Here is a 17,417-nt window from a genome sequence, read left to right as displayed (position 1 = left end):
TGGAGGTCGCCATGAATGCGAGACTGAAGGAGATGCCGCAGGCAGCACAGGAGCGGGAGGTGAAACTCTTCCGCAACGGCCGCAATCAGGCCGTCCGCATTCCCGTGGAGTTCGAGCTTCCGGGAAACGAGGCTGTCATGCGCAAGGAAGGCGACCGCCTCATCCTGGAGCCGAAGCACAGGAAGATGGGGCTTGCCGCCTTGCTGGCGACCTTTGAGCCCTGGGAAGGAGATTTCCCGGAACTGGATGAGACGCAACCGCCGCCTGAGGAGGTCGACCTTTGACCACCTTTCGCTACATGCTCGACACGAACGTGATCTCGGACATCGTCCGCAATCCCGATGGCGCGGCCGCGCGCCGGGTAGCGACGATCAATGATGACGCGCTATGCACGAGTGCCATCGTGGCTTCGGAGCTGCGTTACGGCTTGCGGAAGAAGGGGGCTGTCGCGCTTGCCCGCCGCGTGGAGGCCGTCCTGGGTGAGGTGGAGATCCTCCCCTACGATGCGCCGGTTTCCTTCGCCTATGCGCAAACGCGCAGCACGCTTGAGAAAAGCGGGCAGCCGATCGGTTATACCGACCTCTTCATCGCCGCCCACGCCCTCTCGCTCGACCTGACGCTCGTCACCGCCAATGTCCGCGAGTTCTCCCGCGTCGAGGGGCTGAAGGTCGAGAACTGGTTGGAGGCCCGGCCATGACCACACCCTTCTATACCGGCGGGTGCCAGTGCGGTGCCGTGCGCTTCCATGTCGAGGGGGCGCTGGGCGACGCGTCGGTCTGTCATTGCCGGATGTGCCAGAAGGCGAGCGGCAATTTCTATCTGCCGCTCGTCTCGGTGCGCGAGGCCAGGCTCACCTGGACGCGCGGCGCGCCCAGGCGTTTCCGCTCCTCCAACCACGGCTATCGCGGCTTTTGCGCCGAATGCGGCACGCCGCTGACCTACGAGGCGCCGGACGGCGTGGCGCTCACCATCGCGTCCTTCGACGATCCCGCCGGGATCGCCCCGCGCATCCAGTGGGGCATCGAGGCGAAGCTGCCCTATGTCGACGCGATCCGCGATCTGCCGGGCGAGGAGACCATGGCGGACCAGGATGCCGCTTCGTTCCTCGCCGACCTCGTCTCCTACCAGCACCCGGACCACGACACGGACGAGTGGCCGCCGGAGCGCAAGCCATGAGCATCGCGCGCATCTATACCGGCGGCTGCCAGTGCGGCGCGGTGCGCTACCGCGTGGAGGGCACGCTCGGCGACCCGCATCTGTGCCATTGCCGCATGTGCCAGAAGGCGGCCGGCAACTATTTCCTGCCGCTCGCCAACGCGCCGCGCGAGCGCTTCTGCCTGACGCGCGGCGAGCCCGGCTGGTTCCGCTCCTCGGACCTCGTGCGCCGCGGCTTCTGTCGGGACTGCGGCACGCCGCTCTTCTACGACGCTCCCGCCTCGGCCCATATCAACGTGACGCTCGGCTCGCTCGACGATCCGGACGACGTGCGCCCGCTCGCCCAGTCCGGCGTCGAATCGCGCGTGGTCTGGTTCGGGCAGCTGCCGAAGCTGCCCGAGCACGAGAGCAACGAAGGGGAGGGCGGCGAGGCGCGCCACGTGGCGATCCGCGACTCCAACCGCCAGCATCCCGACTACGACACCGACCACTGGCCGCCGGAGGATACGGCGTGAGCGAAGGAGCCTGCCAATGACCGCGCAACAGGACGAGATCAGAACCGGCGGCTGCCAGTGCGGCGCCGTCCGCTTCCGCATCAGGGGCGGGCTCGGCCGCCCGTCGATCTGCCATTGCCGCATGTGCCAGAAGCAGTTCGGCGGCTTCTTCGGCCCGCTCGTCACGGTCAAGGGAGAGGCGGAATGGACGCGCGAGGAGCCGACCTATTTCCAGTCCTCCGTCAATATTTCCCGCGGCTTCTGCAAGCGGTGCGGCACGCCGCTGACCTACAGGCATCCCGGCGGGCTGGAGATCGCCATCGGCGCCTTCGACGAGCGCGGCGACCTCGCCCCGCAGATCCAGGTGAATTACGGCTCGCGCCTTCCCTGGGTCGAGACGATCTTTTCCGCGCCCGTGCATGACGACCCGGACTATTACAGCCAGCAGGAGAGCATCATCTCCTTCCAGCACCCCGACCATGAAACCGAGAACTGGCCTGCCCACGGACTGAAGCTATGAGTGAAGCGTTGCGTACCCTCTATCCCGAGATCGAACCCTATGCATCCGGCCACCTCGATGTCGGCGACGGACACGTCGTCTACTGGGAGCGCGTCGGCACGCCGGGCGCCAAGCCGGCCGTCTTCCTGCATGGCGGGCCGGGCGGCACGATCTCGCCGAACCATCGCCGCCTGTTCGATCCGAAGCTCTACGACGTGACGCTGTTCGACCAGCGCGGCTGCGGCAGGTCCACGCCGCACGCCGAGCTCGAGGCCAACACGACCTGGCACCTCGTCGCCGATATCGAGCGGCTGCGCGAGATGGCGGGCGCGGAGAAGTGGCTGGTCTTCGGCGGCTCCTGGGGCTCGACGCTGGCGCTCGCCTATGCGGAGAAATACCCCGAGCGCGTCTGCGAGCTCGTCGTGCGCGGCATCTACACGCTGACGAAGGCCGAGCTCGACTGGTACTACCAGTTCGGCGTGTCGGAAATGTTCCCGGACAAGTGGGAGCGCTTCGTGGCGCCCATCCCGCCGGAAGAGCGCCACGAGATGATGCTGGCCTACCATCGCCGCCTGACGAGCGACGACAAGGCGACGCGCATCGCCGCCGCGAAAGCCTGGAGCCTGTGGGAAGGCGAGACGATCACGCTCCTGCCGGAGCCGGAGACGAGCGACCCCTTTGCCGAGGAGGAATACGCCCATGCCTTCGCGCGCATCGAGAACCATTTCTTCGTCAATGCCGGCTGGCTGGAGGAGGGGCAGCTCCTGCGCGACGCTCACAGGCTGAGGGGCATTCCCGGCCTCATCGTGCACGGCCGCTACGACATGCCGTGCCCGGCGAAATACGCCTGGGCCCTGCACAAGGCCTGGCCGGAGGCGGAGTTCCACCTGATCGAGGGGGCGGGGCACGCCTATTCCGAACCCGGCATCCTCGACCGGCTGATCTACGCGATGGACAAGTTCGCGGGGAAGGTTTGAAAGAGCGCCCCTCACCCTGACCCTCTCCCCGCAGGCGGGGAGAGCGGACCTGCCCGACGCGACGGCAGGGTTGGAGGAAAACGGTGCCGCATATCCCTTCGCCCCGCTTGCGGGGAGAAGGCGGCGGCAGCCGGATGAGGGGCATATCTGAAGTTCCAACAGGTTCCCAGGGAGGGACCATATGCAGAAAGACCGCATCTACCTCTTCGACACCACGCTGCGCGACGGCCAGCAGACGCCCGGCATCGACTTCTCCGTCGAGGACAAGATCGCGATCGCCGGCATGCTGGACGCGTTCGGCCTGGACTATGTCGAGGGCGGCTATCCCGGCGCCAACCCGACGGATACGGCTTTCTTCTCGAAGAAGCGCACCGGCCGGGCGACGTTCGTCGCCTTCGGCATGACGAAGCGCGCCGGCATCTCCGCCTCCAACGATCCCGGGCTCGCCGCCCTTCTCGATTCGCGGAGCGATGCGATCTGTCTCGTGGCCAAGAGCTGGGACTATCACGTCCGCGTCGCCCTCGGCTGTTCCAACGAGGAGAACCTCGAAAGCATCGCCGAGTCCGTGAAGGCCGTCGTCGCCTCGGGCCGCGAAGCCATGGTCGACTGCGAGCATTTCTTCGACGGCTACAAGGCCAATCCGGATTACGCGCTCGCCTGCGCGAAGGCCGCATTCGCCGCCGGCGCCCGCTGGGTCGTGCTCTGCGACACCAACGGCGGCACGCAGCCTTCGGAGGTCGCGGCGATCGTCAAGGCGGTGGTCGCCGCCGGCGTGCCGGGCGAAAACCTCGGCATCCACGCCCACAACGACACCGGGCAGGCCGTCGCCAATTCGCTCGCCGCCGTCGAGGCCGGCGTGCGGCAGGTCCAGGGTACGCTGAACGGCATCGGCGAGCGCTGCGGCAACGCCAACCTCGTGACGCTCATCCCGACGCTCGCCCTCAAGGAGGCCTACAGCGCGCGCTTCGAGATCGGCATCGACGCGGAAAAGCTCACGGGCCTCACCAAGCTCGCCCACACTTTCGACGAACTGCTCAACCGCTCGCCGGACCATCAGGCCCCCTATGTCGGCGCCTCCGCCTTCGCCACCAAGGCCGGCATCCACGCCTCGGCGCTGCTCAAGGACCCGCGCACCTACGAGCACGTCACGCCGGAAAGCGTCGGGAACCTGCGCAAGGTCATGGTGTCGGACCAGGGCGGCAAGGCGAACTTCATCAACGCCCTGAAGCTGCGCGGCATCACGGTCGCCAGGGACGACCCGAAGCTCGACCGCCTCATCCAGATCGTCAAGGAGCGCGAGGCGACCGGCTATGCCTACGAGGGGGCGGACGCGAGCTTCGCGCTGCTCGCCTACCGCACGCTCGGCACGGTGCCGGATTTCTTCCATGTCGAGAGCTTCCGCGTGATGGTCGAGCGCCGCTACGACGCCAACGGCCAGCTCAAGACGGTATCGGAGGCGGTGGTCCGCGTGATCGTCGACGGCGAGACGATGATGTCGGTCGCCGAAGGCCACGGCCCGGTCAACGCGCTGGACCTCGCGCTCAGGAAGGACCTCGGCAAGTACCAGGCCGAGATCGCCGACCTGGAGCTCGCGGACTACAAGGTGCGCATCCTCAACGGCGGCACCGAGGCCATCACCCGCGTCCTCATCGAATCGACGGATGCCTCGGGCGCCCGCTGGTGGACCGTCGGCGTCTCCGACAACATCATCGACGCCTCCTTCCAGGCGCTGATGGATTCCATCGTCTACAAGCTCCTGAAGAACCGCGGCGAAGCGGGACGGGTGGCGGCGGAGTAGGGGCTGTTTGATTTGCTGCGTAGACGGTGCCATATTTGTCTACACGGGAGTAGGTCATGGCCCTCAACATCCGCAGCAGGCAGGTCGACGCGCTGGCTGAGAAGCTGGCGGCGCGCAAGCGCGTCACGAAGACGGAGGCGGTCCGCATCGCCCTGGAGAACGAGCTTCGGCGTTCCAGGGACGAAGTTCCGCTGTGGGAGAGGTTGAAGCCCCTGCGCGACCGGGTCGCCGCCGCGCAAAGCACGGGGCTGGCTGCGGACAAGGCCTTCTTCGACGAGTTGAACGGCGAAGACTGATGTTTGTCGATGCGTCGGTGATGATTGCGATCCTGACCGGCGAAGACGACGGTGAGGTCTATGCGAGCCTCTCGACGGGCGCCGAGCAGGATAACTTCCGTGCTTGCGAGATGGGAGGCATCGGCCGGATTGTTCCGCAAACGGAAGCAGTCCATGAGCGAGGCGAAGGCGATCGTTCAGGCCTTCATCGAAGTCGCCGGCATCGATGTGTTGCCGCTCGATGCAAGGGACGAGGCCTTGGCGCTCGACATATTCGAAACGCATGGAAGGCACGCCGTGCCCGAAAGCAAGCGAAACCGCGCGCTGAACATGGCGGACTGCTTCCATTATGCGGTGGCCAAGCGCCGGGGTGTGCCTATCCTCACGAAGGATGAGGGTTTCGCCTTCACTGATCTGGAGACGATCGGAGCGCCGGCATAAGCACGTCGCGCAAAAGTGCGCAGTCATCCTGCGGCAACGACGTGCGAAACAGAAGGACCGTGTTCAGCGCCGCTCAACCATCCCTTCACCGGAATGAATTGGTGCATTCACGGCTGTTGGAGTATCCCGTCGGGAAAATCCGAAAATCGACGGGAAGAGACACCATGGCCGACGAAAACTCCTCCAGCGGCGCCCACAATGGCGATTCGCCGCGCGGTTTCGCCTTTGCCCTGGCGGCCTATCTGCTCTGGGGCTTCCTGCCCTTCTTCATGAAGGCGGTGGCGCATATCCCGGCTTCCGAGGTGGTGGCGCACCGCATCATCTGGTCGGTGCCGCTTGCCGGCCTCGTGCTCGTCTGGTTCGGCCGCACGGCGGACATCAGGGCGGCGCTGCGCTCGCCGCGCATGCTCGCCATGGCGACGCTGACGGCGGTGCTGATCACCGTCAACTGGGGCATCTATGTCTGGGCGATCGGCGCGGGCCGCGCGATCGAGACGGCGCTCGGCTACTACATAAACCCGCTCTTCTCGATCTTCCTCGGCGCGGTCCTCCTCAAGGAGAGGCCGGATCCGGCGCAGATGGTGGCGATCGCGCTTGCCGCGGTGGCGGTGGCGATCCTCGCCTTCGATGCGGGCGGCCTGCCGTGGGTGTCGCTGGGCCTGTGCATCTCCTGGGGCTTCTACGCCTTCTTCCGAAAGACGCTGCCGGTCGGCCCGAACCAGGGCTTCTTCCTGGAGGTGCTGCTGCTCAGCGTGCCGGCGCTCGGCTACGTGGTCTGGCTGGAATCGACGGGGCAGGGCCATTTCGGCGACACCGGCACTGCCGACGTCCTGTGGCTGCTTGCCTGCGGCATCGTCACCGCCGTGCCGCTGATGATCTATGCCAACGGCGCCAAGCTGCTGCGGCTTTCCACCATCGGCATCATGCAGTACATCGCCCCGACGATGATCTTCCTCATCGCCGTCTTCGTCTTCGGCGAGCCCTTCGGCACCGCCAAGCTGGTCGCCTTCGTCTTCATCTGGGCCGCGCTCTTCCTCTATTCCGGCTCGATGCTGCGCTCCGCCCGCGCCCGGCGCCTTGCGGCGGCGGAACTGAAGGCGGCGGAATAGATAGGAACGGGAAGGAGCCTTCGCGCGGTGTCAGAGCCGCGCGATGATGTCCGCCTCGCCCTCGCGGTCCACCTGGCTGGCCCAGTGGTCGATGAGCGCCGCGACGATCTCCTCCGGCTCGTCGATGACCATCGGCTGGACGAGATGGGCGGTGTGGATGAAGCCCTCGTCGGCCATGTGGCGGATGAGCTTGAGCATCGGGTCCCAGAAGCCGCCGATATTGGCGAAGACCATCGGCTTGCGGTGGCGGCCGAGCTGGGCCCAGGTCATCACCTCGACGATCTCCTCGAGCGTGCCGATGCCGCCCGGCAGCGCCACGAAGGCGTCGGCGCGGTCGAACATCTTGTGCTTGCGCTCGTGCATGTCCGGCGTGACGATCAGCTCGCTGAGCTGGCCGAGCGAATGGCGGGTGGCCTCCATATCCACGAGGAATTGCGGTATGATGCCGGTGACGCGGCCGCCATGGGCGAGCACGCCGCCGGCGACGGCTCCCATGATGCCCTTCGTGCCGCCGCCGTAGACGAGGCGCAGGTGGTTCTCGGCCATGGCCTTGCCCAGGCGCCGCCCGGCGGCGATATAGGCGGAATCACGGCCCGGCTGGGAGCCGCAGTAGACGCAGACGGATCGAATCGGCAGGGTTTGTTCGTTCATGGCCGGATTCAGACACCCGCCCGGCGGCCCGTCAAGGATAATGACGGAAAAAGCGCGGGAGCGACGGTCCGGAACATCCCCGGAACCTTGTGCAAGGCACGCTGAATCGATAGCAATTTCCATAGGGGACTCCCCGGGAAACCGGGACAGAGAGAGAGTTGATGATGAAGAACAAGTCCGGCCTGGTGGCCTTGATCGTGCTGGCGGTGGCGACGCTGCTCATGGTTTTCTTCGTGCTGCCCAACATGGACAAGGAAAAGCCGGCGCAAACGCCCGTCGCCACGCTCGTCGAAAAGCCCGCCGAGGGCGGCGGCGAGACGGCGACGGCGGACGGCAAGCAGGCCCGCACCGGTGGCGGCGAGACGGCTGGCGAGGACGGCAAGCCGGCGGACGCCGCGACCGGTGAAGCGGCCCCGGCCGGGACCGGGAAGACCGCCGGTGCCGAGCAGACCGCCGGGGCGGATGCGACGCCGGCCGATCCCGCCGCCGGCTGGGTCACGCCCGCCTTCGATCTCCTGCGCGTCGAGCCGGACGGCTCCACGGTGATCGCCGGCCGCGGCCAGCCGAACACCAGCCTGGAAGTCAGGAGCGGCGAAACCGTCGTCGCCACGACTGAGATCGGCCCTTCGGGCGATTTCGCCGCCGTCTTCGACCAGCCGCTCGCCGCCGGCGACCATCAGCTGACCCTCAGCACGAAGGACGACAAGGGCGCCTCGAAGACCTCGGAGGAGGTGGCGACCGTCTCCGTCCCCGAGGATGGCGGCGACGAGCTGCTCGCCATGGTCTCGAAGCCCGGCGAGGCGAGCCGCCTGATCACGGTGCCGGACGCGGCCGGCGACGCGCTCGAGGCCGCTGAAAAGCCGGCCGACCGGGCCGCCGGCGAAACGCCGTCCGCGGCAGGCGATGCCGCCGCTGGCACGGGCGAGACGGCGACGGCCGCGACCGGCGGCGAGGCTGGCGGCGCGCAGGCCGCGCAGACGGCCGGCGAAGACGACGGCGCATCCGGCGTGGCCGGGGCGGCGGACGCTGCGGCAACGACCGCCGGCAATGCCGCTGCCGACGCGGCCGCCAAGGTGCAGGCCCGCGTTTCGGCGGTTGAGCTGGAGGGCGAGCGCATGTTCGTCGCCGGCACGGCAAAGCCCGGCGCCCTGGTGCGCATCTATGCCGACGACAAGCTCGTCGGCGAAGCCAAGGCCGACGAGCAGGGCCGTTACGTCGCCGACGGAAGCATCGACCTTCCCGTCGGCCGCCATACCGTGCGCGCCGATGTGATGAGCGCGGACGGCAGCAAGGTCGAGTTCCGCGCCTCCGTTCCGTTCGACCGGCCGGAGGGCGAACAGGTCGCCGTGGTGGCGCAGGACAACGCGACGGCCGACACCGATCCGGCGCTCGGCCTCCTCGGCGGCGGCACGTTCGACCGGCTGCGCGCCGAGGCCGACAAGGCGATCGCGCTCCTCAAGGGGCTTTATGCCAACGGCCGCGTGCCGACCGCGGAGGAGCTTGCCGCGGCCCGTTCGGCAACGGAGATCGCGCTGAAGTCGCTGGCCGAGTTCAGGCCGGGCGCGGAAGAGGGCGAAGCCGCCCGCGACATGGCCGCAAGGGCCTCCGCCGCCGCGGCGGCCGCGCTTGCCCGCCTCCAGTCCCTGCCGGCGGATGCCGCTGCTGTCGGCGAGGCGATGGGCTCGATCGAAACGGCCGTCGCCGATGCGCTGGCGCCGGCCATCGAAAGGGCGGAGGCCGCCGCGGGCGCCGTGGCGGCTGCGGCGGACAGTTCCATCGAGGCGCTCGCCGCGCGGGCGGCGGCGCTCCAGCAGCAGTTCGTGGCGCTCTTCTCCGACGGCCGCAACGCGACCGCGGCGGAAATCCAGACTGCGCGCACGGCGCTGGAAGGCACGCTCAGGAGCATCGCCGGTTTTGTCCCGCCCTCGGGCACGGCCGCGGACGTCACCGCGGCCGTCGAGAGGCTGAAGGGCTGGGCCTCGACCGCGCTCGACCGCCTTGCCGCCGTTCCGGCGGGCGCGGGCAAGGACGCCTACCAGCAGGCGCTCGTCGCGCTCGAAGGCATGCCTTCGCTCACCGCCGCCGATGCGGCGGCGGGCGCGGCCGAAGGCGGATCGTCCGCAACGGGCGGTTCCGAGGCCGCGGGTTCCGGAGCCGGCACGGCGTCCGCGGCCGGCGAAAGCGGCACGGCGGGCGGCGCGGCCACGGCCTCCGCCGGCCAAGAGGCCGTCGCCGATGGGCCGGAAACGGTCGAGCAGGCGCCGCTCAAGGCGAGCAAGACCTCGGTCATCATCCGCCGCGGCGATACGCTGTGGCAGATCTCCCGCCGCATCTACGGCAAGGGCGTGCGCTACACGACGATCTACCTCGCCAACGAGGACCAGATCTCCGATCCGGACCGCATCATTCCCGGCCAGGTCTTCGGCGTGCCGGACAAGGCGGCGGAAACCGACGCCGAGGCCGAGGAGATGCACCGCAAGCGCCTGCGCGGGACCTGACGGCCGTTATTTCCCGCCGGCGGTTGCGAAGCGGCCGGCAAGGACCTATCTGCGCACTGCGGCGTCCACCGGGCGCCGCATTTTCATTCAGGCGATTTTGGCAAGAGCGCGCGGCGGCCCGCCCTGCGGCGCGTGGCAAACGGGCATATGGCCGGGCGGCAGCCCGGCGGAGGCAAGCGTGGCGACGACGACGAAGAAGACGGTTTCGGCCGACAGCAGCAATCCCTTCCGGACGCTGGTGAACCTCTGGCCCTACATGTGGCCGTCCGACCGGCCGGACCTGAAGATGCGGGTCGTCTGGGCGACGGTCTTCCTGCTCGCCTCCAAGGTCGTGCTGCTGCTCGTGCCCTATTTCTTCAAATGGGCGACGGATGCGCTGAACGGCACGCCCGATGCCGCCGGCCTGCTGCCGGGCTTCCTTCTCGGCGCCGTCATGCTGGTGCTCGCCTATAACGGCGCGCGCATCCTGCAGGCCGGCCTCAACCAGCTGCGCGACGCGCTCTTCGCCAGCGTCGGGCAACATGCCGTGCGCCAGCTCGCCTACCGCACCTTCGTGCACCTGCACCGCCTGTCGCTGCGCTTCCACCTCGAGCGGCGCACCGGCGGGCTCTCGCGTGTCATCGAGCGCGGCACCAAGGGCATCGAGACGATCGTGCGCTTCACGATCCTCAACAGCGTTCCGACCTTCATCGAATTCCTGCTGACGGCCGCCGTCTTCTGGTGGGGCTACGGGCTTCAATACCTTCTCGTCACCGCCGCCACGGTCTGGCTCTACATCTGGTTCACCGTCAGGGCGAGCGACTGGCGCATCTCCATCCGCCGCGCGATGAACGACAGCGACACCGAGGCCAACACCAAGGCGATCGACTCGCTCCTCAATTTCGAGACGGTGAAGTATTTCGGCAACGAGGAGATGGAGGCCCGCCGCTTCGACCAGTCGATGGAACGCTACGAGAAGGCGGCGACCGGCGTCTGGACCTCGCTCGGCTGGCTGAACTTCGGGCAGGCGCTGATCTTCGGCGTCGGCATGGCCGCCATGATGGCCATGTCCGCGCTCGCCGTGCAGCGCGGCGAGCAGACGGTCGGCGATTTCGTCTTCATCAATGCGATGCTGATCCAGCTCGCCATCCCGCTCAACTTCATCGGCTTCGTCTACCGCGAGATCCGCCAGGGCCTGACGGACATCGAGCAGATGTTCGACCTCCTGGAGGTGGAGCAGGAGGTGCAGGACAAGCCGGGCGCGAAGGATCTCGTCGTGACGGACGGCGCGATCTCCTTCAGGGACGTGCATTTCGCCTATGATCCGGCGCGGCCGATCCTCAAGGGCATCTCCTTCGACGTGCCGGCGGGAAAGACCGTCGCCGTCGTCGGCCCTTCCGGCGCCGGCAAGTCGACGCTCTCGCGCCTGCTCTACCGCTTCTACGACGTGCAGCAGGGCGAGATCACCATCGACGGGCAGGACGTGCGCGACGTCAGGCAGAAGTCGCTGCGCGCGGTGATCGGCATGGTGCCGCAGGATACGGTGCTCTTCAACGACACGATCGCCTACAATATCCGCTACGGCCGGCCCGGCGCGAGCGATGCGGAGGTCGCCGCCGCCGCCGAGGCCGCGCAGATCGGTCCCTTCATCCGCCACCTGCCGGAAGGGTTCAGCGCGAAGGTCGGCGAACGCGGCCTGAAGCTTTCCGGCGGCGAGAAGCAGCGCGTCGCCATCGCCCGCACGATCCTCAAGAGCCCGCCGATCCTCATCCTCGACGAGGCGACGTCGGCGCTCGACACGCGCACGGAACAGGAGATCCAGGCGGCGCTCGACGTGGTCTCGAAGAACCGCACCACGCTCGTCATCGCGCACCGCCTCTCCACCGTCATCTCGGCGGACGAGATCATCGTGCTGAAGGACGGCGTGATCGCCGAGCGCGGCACGCATGGCGAGCTGATGCAGCGCGACGACGGCCTCTACGCCTCCATGTGGAACCGCCAGCGCGAGGCCGTCGAGGTCGAGGAGCGGCTGAAGCAGGTGCGCGAGAGCGACGAGCTCGGCATGGTGGTGCGCGGCGCGCCGGCGGCGGAATGAGAATGAGCGAATAGGGAGTTGCGAATAGCGAATAGGGAAAGAACCTTTCTCGCTATTCGCTATTCGCTATTCGCTATTCGCTATTCGCTATTCGCTATTCGCTACTGCCTGCCGCTTAATCCCACGTCCTAAAACATTGCCCCCGCCGCCATTTCACGCTAGGTCATGCCGCGAAAACAGCAGGAGATGTCGGAAGATGAGTTTGGTCGATACGATAAGAAGCACCCTGGTGCCGATCCATCGGGAAGGCTGGAAGTTCGTGGCCGGCTTCTTCGTCGCCTCGCTCGTCCTGGGCGCGGCGTGGGAGCCGCTGATGTGGATCGGCTTCATCCTCACCGCCTGGTGCGCCTATTTCTTCCGCGATCCCGAGCGCCTGACGCCGCAGGACGACGACCTCGTCATCTCGCCGGCGGACGGCCGCGTCTCGGCCATCGCCATGGTGACGCCGCCGGCCGAGCTCGAGCTCGGCGACCAGCCGATGCTGCGCATCTCGGTCTTCATGAACGTCTTCAACTGCCATGTGAACCGCGCGCCGATGCGCGGCAGCGTTTCGCGCGTCGCCTACCGCGCCGGAAAGTTCCTCAATGCCGATCTCGACAAGGCGAGCCAGGAGAACGAGCGCAACGGCCTCGTCATCGAGACGGCCCACGGCCCGATCGGCGTCGTGCAGATCGCCGGCCTCGTCGCCCGCCGCATCCTGTGCTGGACCTCGTTGAACGACCATCTGGAAGCCGGCGAGCGCTTCGGCCTCATCCGCTTCGGCTCGCGCCTCGACGTCTTCCTGCCGGCAGGCGCCGAGCCGCGCGTCAGCCTCGGCCAGACGGCGATCGCCGGCGAGACGGTGCTGGCGGAATTCGGCTCGGCCAAGGGCCCGGTCGTCAGCCGACGTGGTTAGGCAATAGGAATTAGGCAATAGGCAATAGGAACAACGCTGTAGCCAACAGACTTTTGACCAAGCATCTCTCTACTGCCTACTGCCTACTGCCTACTGCCTACTGCCTACTGCCTACTGCCTACTGCCTACTGCCTACTGCCTTAGAACAAGAAGCGAAAAGCGATGGACACTCCGTTTCCGCCCTATGAGCCGAATGGCCCGAACGACGAGGCCCGCGGCCCGCGCCTGCGCGAGATCCCGATGCGCGTCATCATCCCGAACGTCATCACGGTCCTTGCCATCTGCGCGGGCCTCACGGGCATCCGCCTCGCCTTCGAGAACCGCTACGAGCTTGCCGTCGGCATGGTGCTGCTCGCGGCCTTCCTCGACGGCATCGACGGGCGCATCGCGCGGCTGCTGAAGGCGACGTCCAAGTTCGGCGGCCAGATGGATTCGCTCGCCGACATCGTCAATTTCGGCGTGGCGCCCGCGCTCGTGCTCTACGTCTTCATCCTCGACCAGGCGCGCTCCTTCGGCTGGATCGCGGCGCTGATCTATACCATCGCCGCGGGCCTGCGCCTGGCGCGCTTCAACGTCATGGCCGAGCGCGAGAACAAGGCGAAATGGCAGAGCGAATATTTCGTCGGCGTGCCGGCGCCGGCCGGCGCCATGCTGGTGCTGCTGCCGGTCTATCTCGGCTTCCTCGGCATCGCGCCGAGCCCGCTCTTCGCCTACCTCGCCTCCGGCTACACGGTGCTCATCGGCTTCCTGCTGGTCAGCCGCCTGCCGGTCTGGTCCGGCAAGTCGGAGGGAAGCCGCATCCGCCGCGACCTCGTTTTGCCGGCGATCCTGCTCGTCGTCCTCTATGTCGCGACGCTGATGAGCTTCACCTGGGAGACCATGGTGGTGACGGTCGTCGCCTATCTTGCGACCCTGCCGTTCGGCGCGCGCTCCTGGCAGCGCAAGTACGGCGGCTGGACCGCCCCGCCGGCCCATGGCGAAAGCGAGTTCCCCGAGGAAACCGACGGCCGCTAGACACCGGCCATCACATCCGCGTGAGCCTTGCAAAAGCCCTGTCCACAGACCGTGGGCGGGGCTTGCTTTTTGCGTGCATGTCGACTAACTAGCGAGCAAATAGATAGCAAGCTAATAGTATCGGAGCTACCGAGATGAGCACTGCCGATCCGCGCGAGCGCATCCTCGACGACCTTTCCCGCGTGCAGCGCAAGATGCGCGCGCTGTTCGATGCCCGCGTGAAGGAGAGGGGGCTGACGCTGCCGCGCGCCCGCGCGCTGCTGATCCTCGGCCGCGGGGCGCAGCTCAACCAGCGCGAGCTTGCCGACGAGCTCGACATCGAGACGCCGACGCTCGTGCGCCTGCTCGACGGCATGGAGAAGCAGGGGTTCATCGAGCGCCAGTCCGTCGAGGGCGACCGCCGCGCCAAGCAGATCGTCATGACGCCCTATGGCGCGAGGGTCGCCGAGGAGGTGCTGGATCTGGCGAAATCCCTGAGGGCGGACGTGCTGAAGAGCATTTCCGCCGGCGACATGGCGACCACCGTCAAGGTCTTCGCCGCCATGTCGGAGAACATCGCGAAGAGCTGTCGGGAGAGCGTCGAGGCATGAGCACCGTTTCCGCCGCCGGCGAGCGCGGGGCGCGGGACGGGCAGGCGGAGGCGGCGGAGGAGAAGCCGGCCGCACCGCCGCCGGCTCCGCCCGCGATGGCGCCGCGCCGCGCGGCCGCCTATATGGCCGCCTCGACGCTGCTGGCCATGACGCAGGGCTTCGGCATGAACCTCGTCGCCGCCAACATCCCGCAGCTCCAGGGGCCCTTCGGCGCGACGAGCAGCGAGGCGGTCTGGCTGATGGCGGCCTATATGGCGCCGAACGCCTCGCTGTCGCTCGCGCTCATCAAGATCCGCACCCAGTACGGCCTGCGCCACTTCGCCGAGCTCGGCATCGCCGTCTTCCTGATCGTCTCGGTGGCGCACGTCTTCATCACGGACCTCCGCTCCGCGATCGTGCTGCGCTTCTTCGCGGGCATCGCCGCCGCGCCGCTCTCCTCGCTCGGCTTCCTTTACATGCTGGAAGCCTTCACGCCGGCGAGGAAGCTGACGGTCGGCATCTCGCTGGCGCTGACGAATATCGGCCTTGCCGCCCCGCTGACGCGCCTCGTCTCGCCCGCGCTCATCGAGCTTGGCGGCGTGCGGGCGCTGCTCCACCTCGAAGTGGCGCTTTCCATGCTCGCCTTCGCGGCGATCTACCTCCTGCCGCTGACGCCGATGCCGCGCGCGAAGGTCATCGAGAAGCTCGACGTCGCCAGCTATCTCTTCATCGCCGTCGGCTTCGGATCGGGCGCCGTCATCCTGGTCACCGGCCGCGCCTACTGGTGGCTGGAGGCCGAGTGGATCGGCGAGCTCATGGTCGTCATGATCGGTGCATTGACCATCGCGGCCGTGCTCGAGCTCAACCGCGAAAGGCCGCTCATCGACCTGCGCTGGCTCGTCAGCCGCGAGGTCCTGCATTTTGCCGCGGTGCTCGTCCTGTTCCGCCTGATGCTCGCCGAGCAGACGGCCGTCGCCGGCAACTTCTTCCAGATCATGGGCCTGCAGAACGACCAGCTCACCCGCCTTTACGGCGTCGTGGCGCTCGCCACGCTCGCGGGCGGCCTCGTCTGCGCGGCTATCATGAAGCCGGGCAGGGAGCCCGCCATCCACATGGCCGCCCTGCTGCTGATCGGCGCCGGCGCCTTTCTCGACAGCCGCGCGACGAACCTGACGCGGCCCGGCGAGATGTATCTCAGCCAGGCGATGATCGCCGCCGGCGGCAGCCTGTTCCTGCCGCCCGCCATCGCCTCCGGTTTCACCATGGCGCTGAAGAAGGGCCAGCAATACATCCTCAGCTTCATCGTCGTCTTCCTGATGACGCAGAGCCTCGGGGGGCTTGCCGGCTCGGCGCTGTTCGGCTCCTTCATCACGCTGCGCGAAAAGTTCCATTCCAACATCCTCGCCGAGGCGATGACGCTCGCCGATCCGCTGGTCGCCGCCCGCGTCTCGCAGCTTTCCGCCGCCTATGGCCACACGATCACCGATCCCGCCGTGCTGAAGGCGGAGGGCATCGCGCTGCTCGGCCAGCAGGTGACGCGCGAGGCCAACGTGCTCGCCCACAACGACGCGTTCTTCGTCATCGCGCTGCTGGCGGTGGCCGCTGCCGCCGCGCTCGCCATCCACCTGCTTTACGTTCACATCAGGCAGGCCGCCGCCCGTTCCGGCGCGCCTGCGGCCGTTGAAGGTCGACCGACATGAAGACATACATCCGCAACACCGCCACGAGCCTTGCCGTCGTGCTCGGCATCGCCGGCATCGGCGCCGTGCTCTATGCCTGGCAGCTGCCGCCCTTTTCGAGCGAGGTCCAGACGACGGACAACGCCTATGTGCGCGGCTACGTGACGCTGATCAGCCCGCAGCTTGCCGGCTACGTCACGGAGGTTCCGGTGAAGGACTACGAGACCGTGAAGGCGGGCCAGGTGCTCGCTCGCCTCGACGACCGCATCTACCGCCAGAAGGTCGAGCAGGCCAATGCCACGCTCGCCAGCCAGAAGGCGGCGCTCGCCAATTCGGTGCAGCAGGAAAATGCCGCCAGGGCGCGCATCGGTGCCAGCGAGGCCGCCCTTGCCGGCGCGGCCTCCGCCAAGCGGCGCGCGCAGGAGAACTGGAACCGCATCCAGGAACTGTCCGACAAGGGCATCGCCACCCAGAGCGACCGCGAGCAGAGCCGCACCACGCTCGACCAGGCGGAAGCCGCCGTCTCGCAGGCGCAGGCGAACCTCGAAGTGTCGAAGCAGGATCTCCAGACCATCATCGTCGGCCGCGATTCCCTGCGCGCGGCGGTCGCGGGCGCCGAGGCGTCGGTGGAGCTCGCCAGGATCGACCTTTCCAACACGGTCATCACCGCGCCGCGCGACGGCGTGGTGGGCGAGGTGGGCGTGAAGCTCGGCCAGTACGTCGCCGCCGGCACGCAGCTGATGGCCGTGGTGCCGCACGACACCTGGGTGATCGCCAACTTCAAGGAAACGCAGCTTGCCTATATCAGGCCCGGCCAGAAGGTCGAGGTCAGCGTCGATGCCTTCGAGCACGCGACGCTGAAGGGCCATGTCGAGCGCTTCTCCCCCGCCGCCGGCTCCGAGTTCAGCGTCATCCGGCCCGACAACGCCACCGGCAACTTCACCAAGGTCGCCCAGCGCGTGCCCGTGCGCATCGCCATCGACGAGGGCCAGGAACTGGCGCAGCACCTCGCGCCGGGGCTTTCGGTGGTGGTGACGACGGTCGTGGAGGAGTAGGCGGCTTCGGCCCGTTTGGTGTGGCGGAGGGCCGGGGTTGGTCGCGGTGTGGGATCCTCGGGGCAAGCCCGAGGATGACGGAGGGGAGGAGAGGCCGCCCATCCGTCGAACGGTGCGGCATCCGGAACCGCTGCTTTGGCCGCAATGCTTCTCTTCTGCCGTCATCCTCGGGCTTGTGTGGAAGAAGTGTGGTTTACTGGATGCACCGGCCGGGATGCGCATCCCGGCCGGTGC

General features: G+C 67.6%; 19 protein-coding genes. 18 read left to right on the top strand and 1 reads right to left on the bottom strand.

Going from position 1 to position 17,417, the window contains the following annotated elements:
• Positions 1–11 precede the first annotated feature (11 nt).
• From ACIIOY_RS12420 to rarD, 10 genes are all read left to right on the top strand, one after another.
• Positions 12–284, top strand: coding sequence for an antitoxin (locus ACIIOY_RS12420; protein WP_411034987.1), 273 nt, complete (start codon positions 12–14; stop codon positions 282–284).
• Positions 281–697: a type II toxin-antitoxin system VapC family toxin gene (locus tag ACIIOY_RS12415; RefSeq protein WP_411034986.1), complete on the top strand. Its 417-nt coding sequence runs from the start codon at positions 281–283 to the stop codon at positions 695–697. The genes ACIIOY_RS12420 and ACIIOY_RS12415 overlap by 4 nt, the downstream gene beginning before the upstream one ends.
• Positions 694–1,176: a GFA family protein gene (locus tag ACIIOY_RS12410; RefSeq protein WP_411034985.1), complete on the top strand. Its 483-nt coding sequence runs from the start codon at positions 694–696 to the stop codon at positions 1,174–1,176. Before ACIIOY_RS12415 ends, ACIIOY_RS12410 begins: the two co-directional genes overlap by 4 nt.
• On the top strand, positions 1,173–1,670 hold the full coding sequence (locus ACIIOY_RS12405; RefSeq protein WP_411034984.1) for a GFA family protein: 498 nt from the start codon (positions 1,173–1,175) through the stop codon (positions 1,668–1,670). Before ACIIOY_RS12410 ends, ACIIOY_RS12405 begins: the two co-directional genes overlap by 4 nt.
• A gap of 16 nt (positions 1,671–1,686) precedes the next feature.
• Complete coding sequence (locus ACIIOY_RS12400; protein WP_411034983.1) at positions 1,687–2,169, top strand: GFA family protein; 483 nt, start codon at positions 1,687–1,689, stop codon at positions 2,167–2,169.
• Positions 2,166–3,125, top strand: a complete 960-nt coding sequence (gene pip / locus ACIIOY_RS12395; RefSeq protein ID WP_411034982.1) for a prolyl aminopeptidase — start codon at positions 2,166–2,168, stop codon at positions 3,123–3,125. Before ACIIOY_RS12400 ends, pip begins: the two co-directional genes overlap by 4 nt.
• A 181-nt stretch (positions 3,126–3,306) precedes the next feature.
• Complete coding sequence (cimA, locus tag ACIIOY_RS12390) at positions 3,307–4,923, top strand: citramalate synthase (protein WP_411034981.1); 1,617 nt, start codon at positions 3,307–3,309, stop codon at positions 4,921–4,923.
• A 56-nt stretch (positions 4,924–4,979) separates the two neighbouring features.
• Positions 4,980–5,219 carry a type II toxin-antitoxin system VapB family antitoxin gene (locus tag ACIIOY_RS12385; RefSeq protein ID WP_411034980.1) on the top strand — a complete coding sequence of 80 codons (240 nt, stop codon included), beginning with the start codon at positions 4,980–4,982 and terminating at the stop codon, positions 5,217–5,219.
• Between the two features lie 60 nt (positions 5,220–5,279).
• Positions 5,280–5,639 (top strand): type II toxin-antitoxin system VapC family toxin, encoded by a 360-nt coding sequence (locus ACIIOY_RS12380; RefSeq protein WP_411034979.1) that lies wholly within the window; start codon positions 5,280–5,282, stop codon positions 5,637–5,639.
• A gap of 164 nt (positions 5,640–5,803) precedes the next feature.
• Positions 5,804–6,748 (top strand): EamA family transporter RarD, encoded by a 945-nt coding sequence (rarD, locus tag ACIIOY_RS12375; protein ID WP_411034978.1) that lies wholly within the window; start codon positions 5,804–5,806, stop codon positions 6,746–6,748.
• Between the two features lie 30 nt (positions 6,749–6,778).
• Here the strand turns inward: rarD and ACIIOY_RS12370 are convergent, their stop codons facing one another.
• Entirely contained in the window at positions 6,779–7,399 is a 621-nt protein-coding gene (locus tag ACIIOY_RS12370; RefSeq protein ID WP_411034977.1) for an LOG family protein, read from the bottom strand.
• A gap of 161 nt (positions 7,400–7,560) precedes the next feature.
• On the opposite strand from ACIIOY_RS12370, the gene ACIIOY_RS12365 reads away from it, so the two are divergent.
• The 8 genes from ACIIOY_RS12365 to ACIIOY_RS12330 form a co-directional block, all read left to right on the top strand.
• On the top strand, positions 7,561–9,897 hold the full coding sequence (locus ACIIOY_RS12365) for a LysM peptidoglycan-binding domain-containing protein (protein ID WP_411034976.1): 2,337 nt from the start codon (positions 7,561–7,563) through the stop codon (positions 9,895–9,897).
• A 178-nt stretch (positions 9,898–10,075) separates the two neighbouring features.
• Positions 10,076–11,971, top strand: a complete 1,896-nt coding sequence (locus tag ACIIOY_RS12360; RefSeq protein WP_411034975.1) for an ABCB family ABC transporter ATP-binding protein/permease — start codon at positions 10,076–10,078, stop codon at positions 11,969–11,971.
• Positions 11,972–12,107: 136 nt separating this feature from the next.
• Positions 12,108–12,866 carry a phosphatidylserine decarboxylase gene (locus ACIIOY_RS12355; RefSeq protein WP_411034974.1) on the top strand — a complete coding sequence of 253 codons (759 nt, stop codon included), beginning with the start codon at positions 12,108–12,110 and terminating at the stop codon, positions 12,864–12,866.
• Positions 12,867–13,028: 162 nt separating this feature from the next.
• A complete protein-coding gene (gene pssA / locus ACIIOY_RS12350; protein WP_411034973.1) occupies positions 13,029–13,880 on the top strand; it encodes a CDP-diacylglycerol--serine O-phosphatidyltransferase in 852 nt (283 codons plus the stop codon).
• A 134-nt stretch (positions 13,881–14,014) separates the two neighbouring features.
• Positions 14,015–14,470, top strand: a complete 456-nt coding sequence (locus ACIIOY_RS12345) for a MarR family winged helix-turn-helix transcriptional regulator (RefSeq protein WP_411034972.1) — start codon at positions 14,015–14,017, stop codon at positions 14,468–14,470.
• A 95-nt stretch (positions 14,471–14,565) separates the two neighbouring features.
• Positions 14,566–16,149 (top strand): MFS transporter, encoded by a 1,584-nt coding sequence (locus ACIIOY_RS12340; RefSeq protein WP_411035175.1) that lies wholly within the window; start codon positions 14,566–14,568, stop codon positions 16,147–16,149.
• Positions 16,146–17,183: an HlyD family secretion protein gene (locus ACIIOY_RS12335; protein ID WP_411034971.1), complete on the top strand. Its 1,038-nt coding sequence runs from the start codon at positions 16,146–16,148 to the stop codon at positions 17,181–17,183. The genes ACIIOY_RS12340 and ACIIOY_RS12335 overlap by 4 nt, the downstream gene beginning before the upstream one ends.
• A gap of 37 nt (positions 17,184–17,220) precedes the next feature.
• Positions 17,221–17,417 (top strand): hypothetical protein (locus tag ACIIOY_RS12330; RefSeq protein WP_411034970.1); only part of this gene is annotated, 197 nt, incomplete at its 3' end.

It is taken from the genome of Shinella agrisoli (genome assembly GCF_046557955.1).
GTDB lineage: Bacteria > Pseudomonadota > Alphaproteobacteria > Rhizobiales > Rhizobiaceae > Shinella.
Note: the sequence above shows the minus strand (reverse complement) of the source record. Positions and strands in the feature narration are given on the sequence as shown.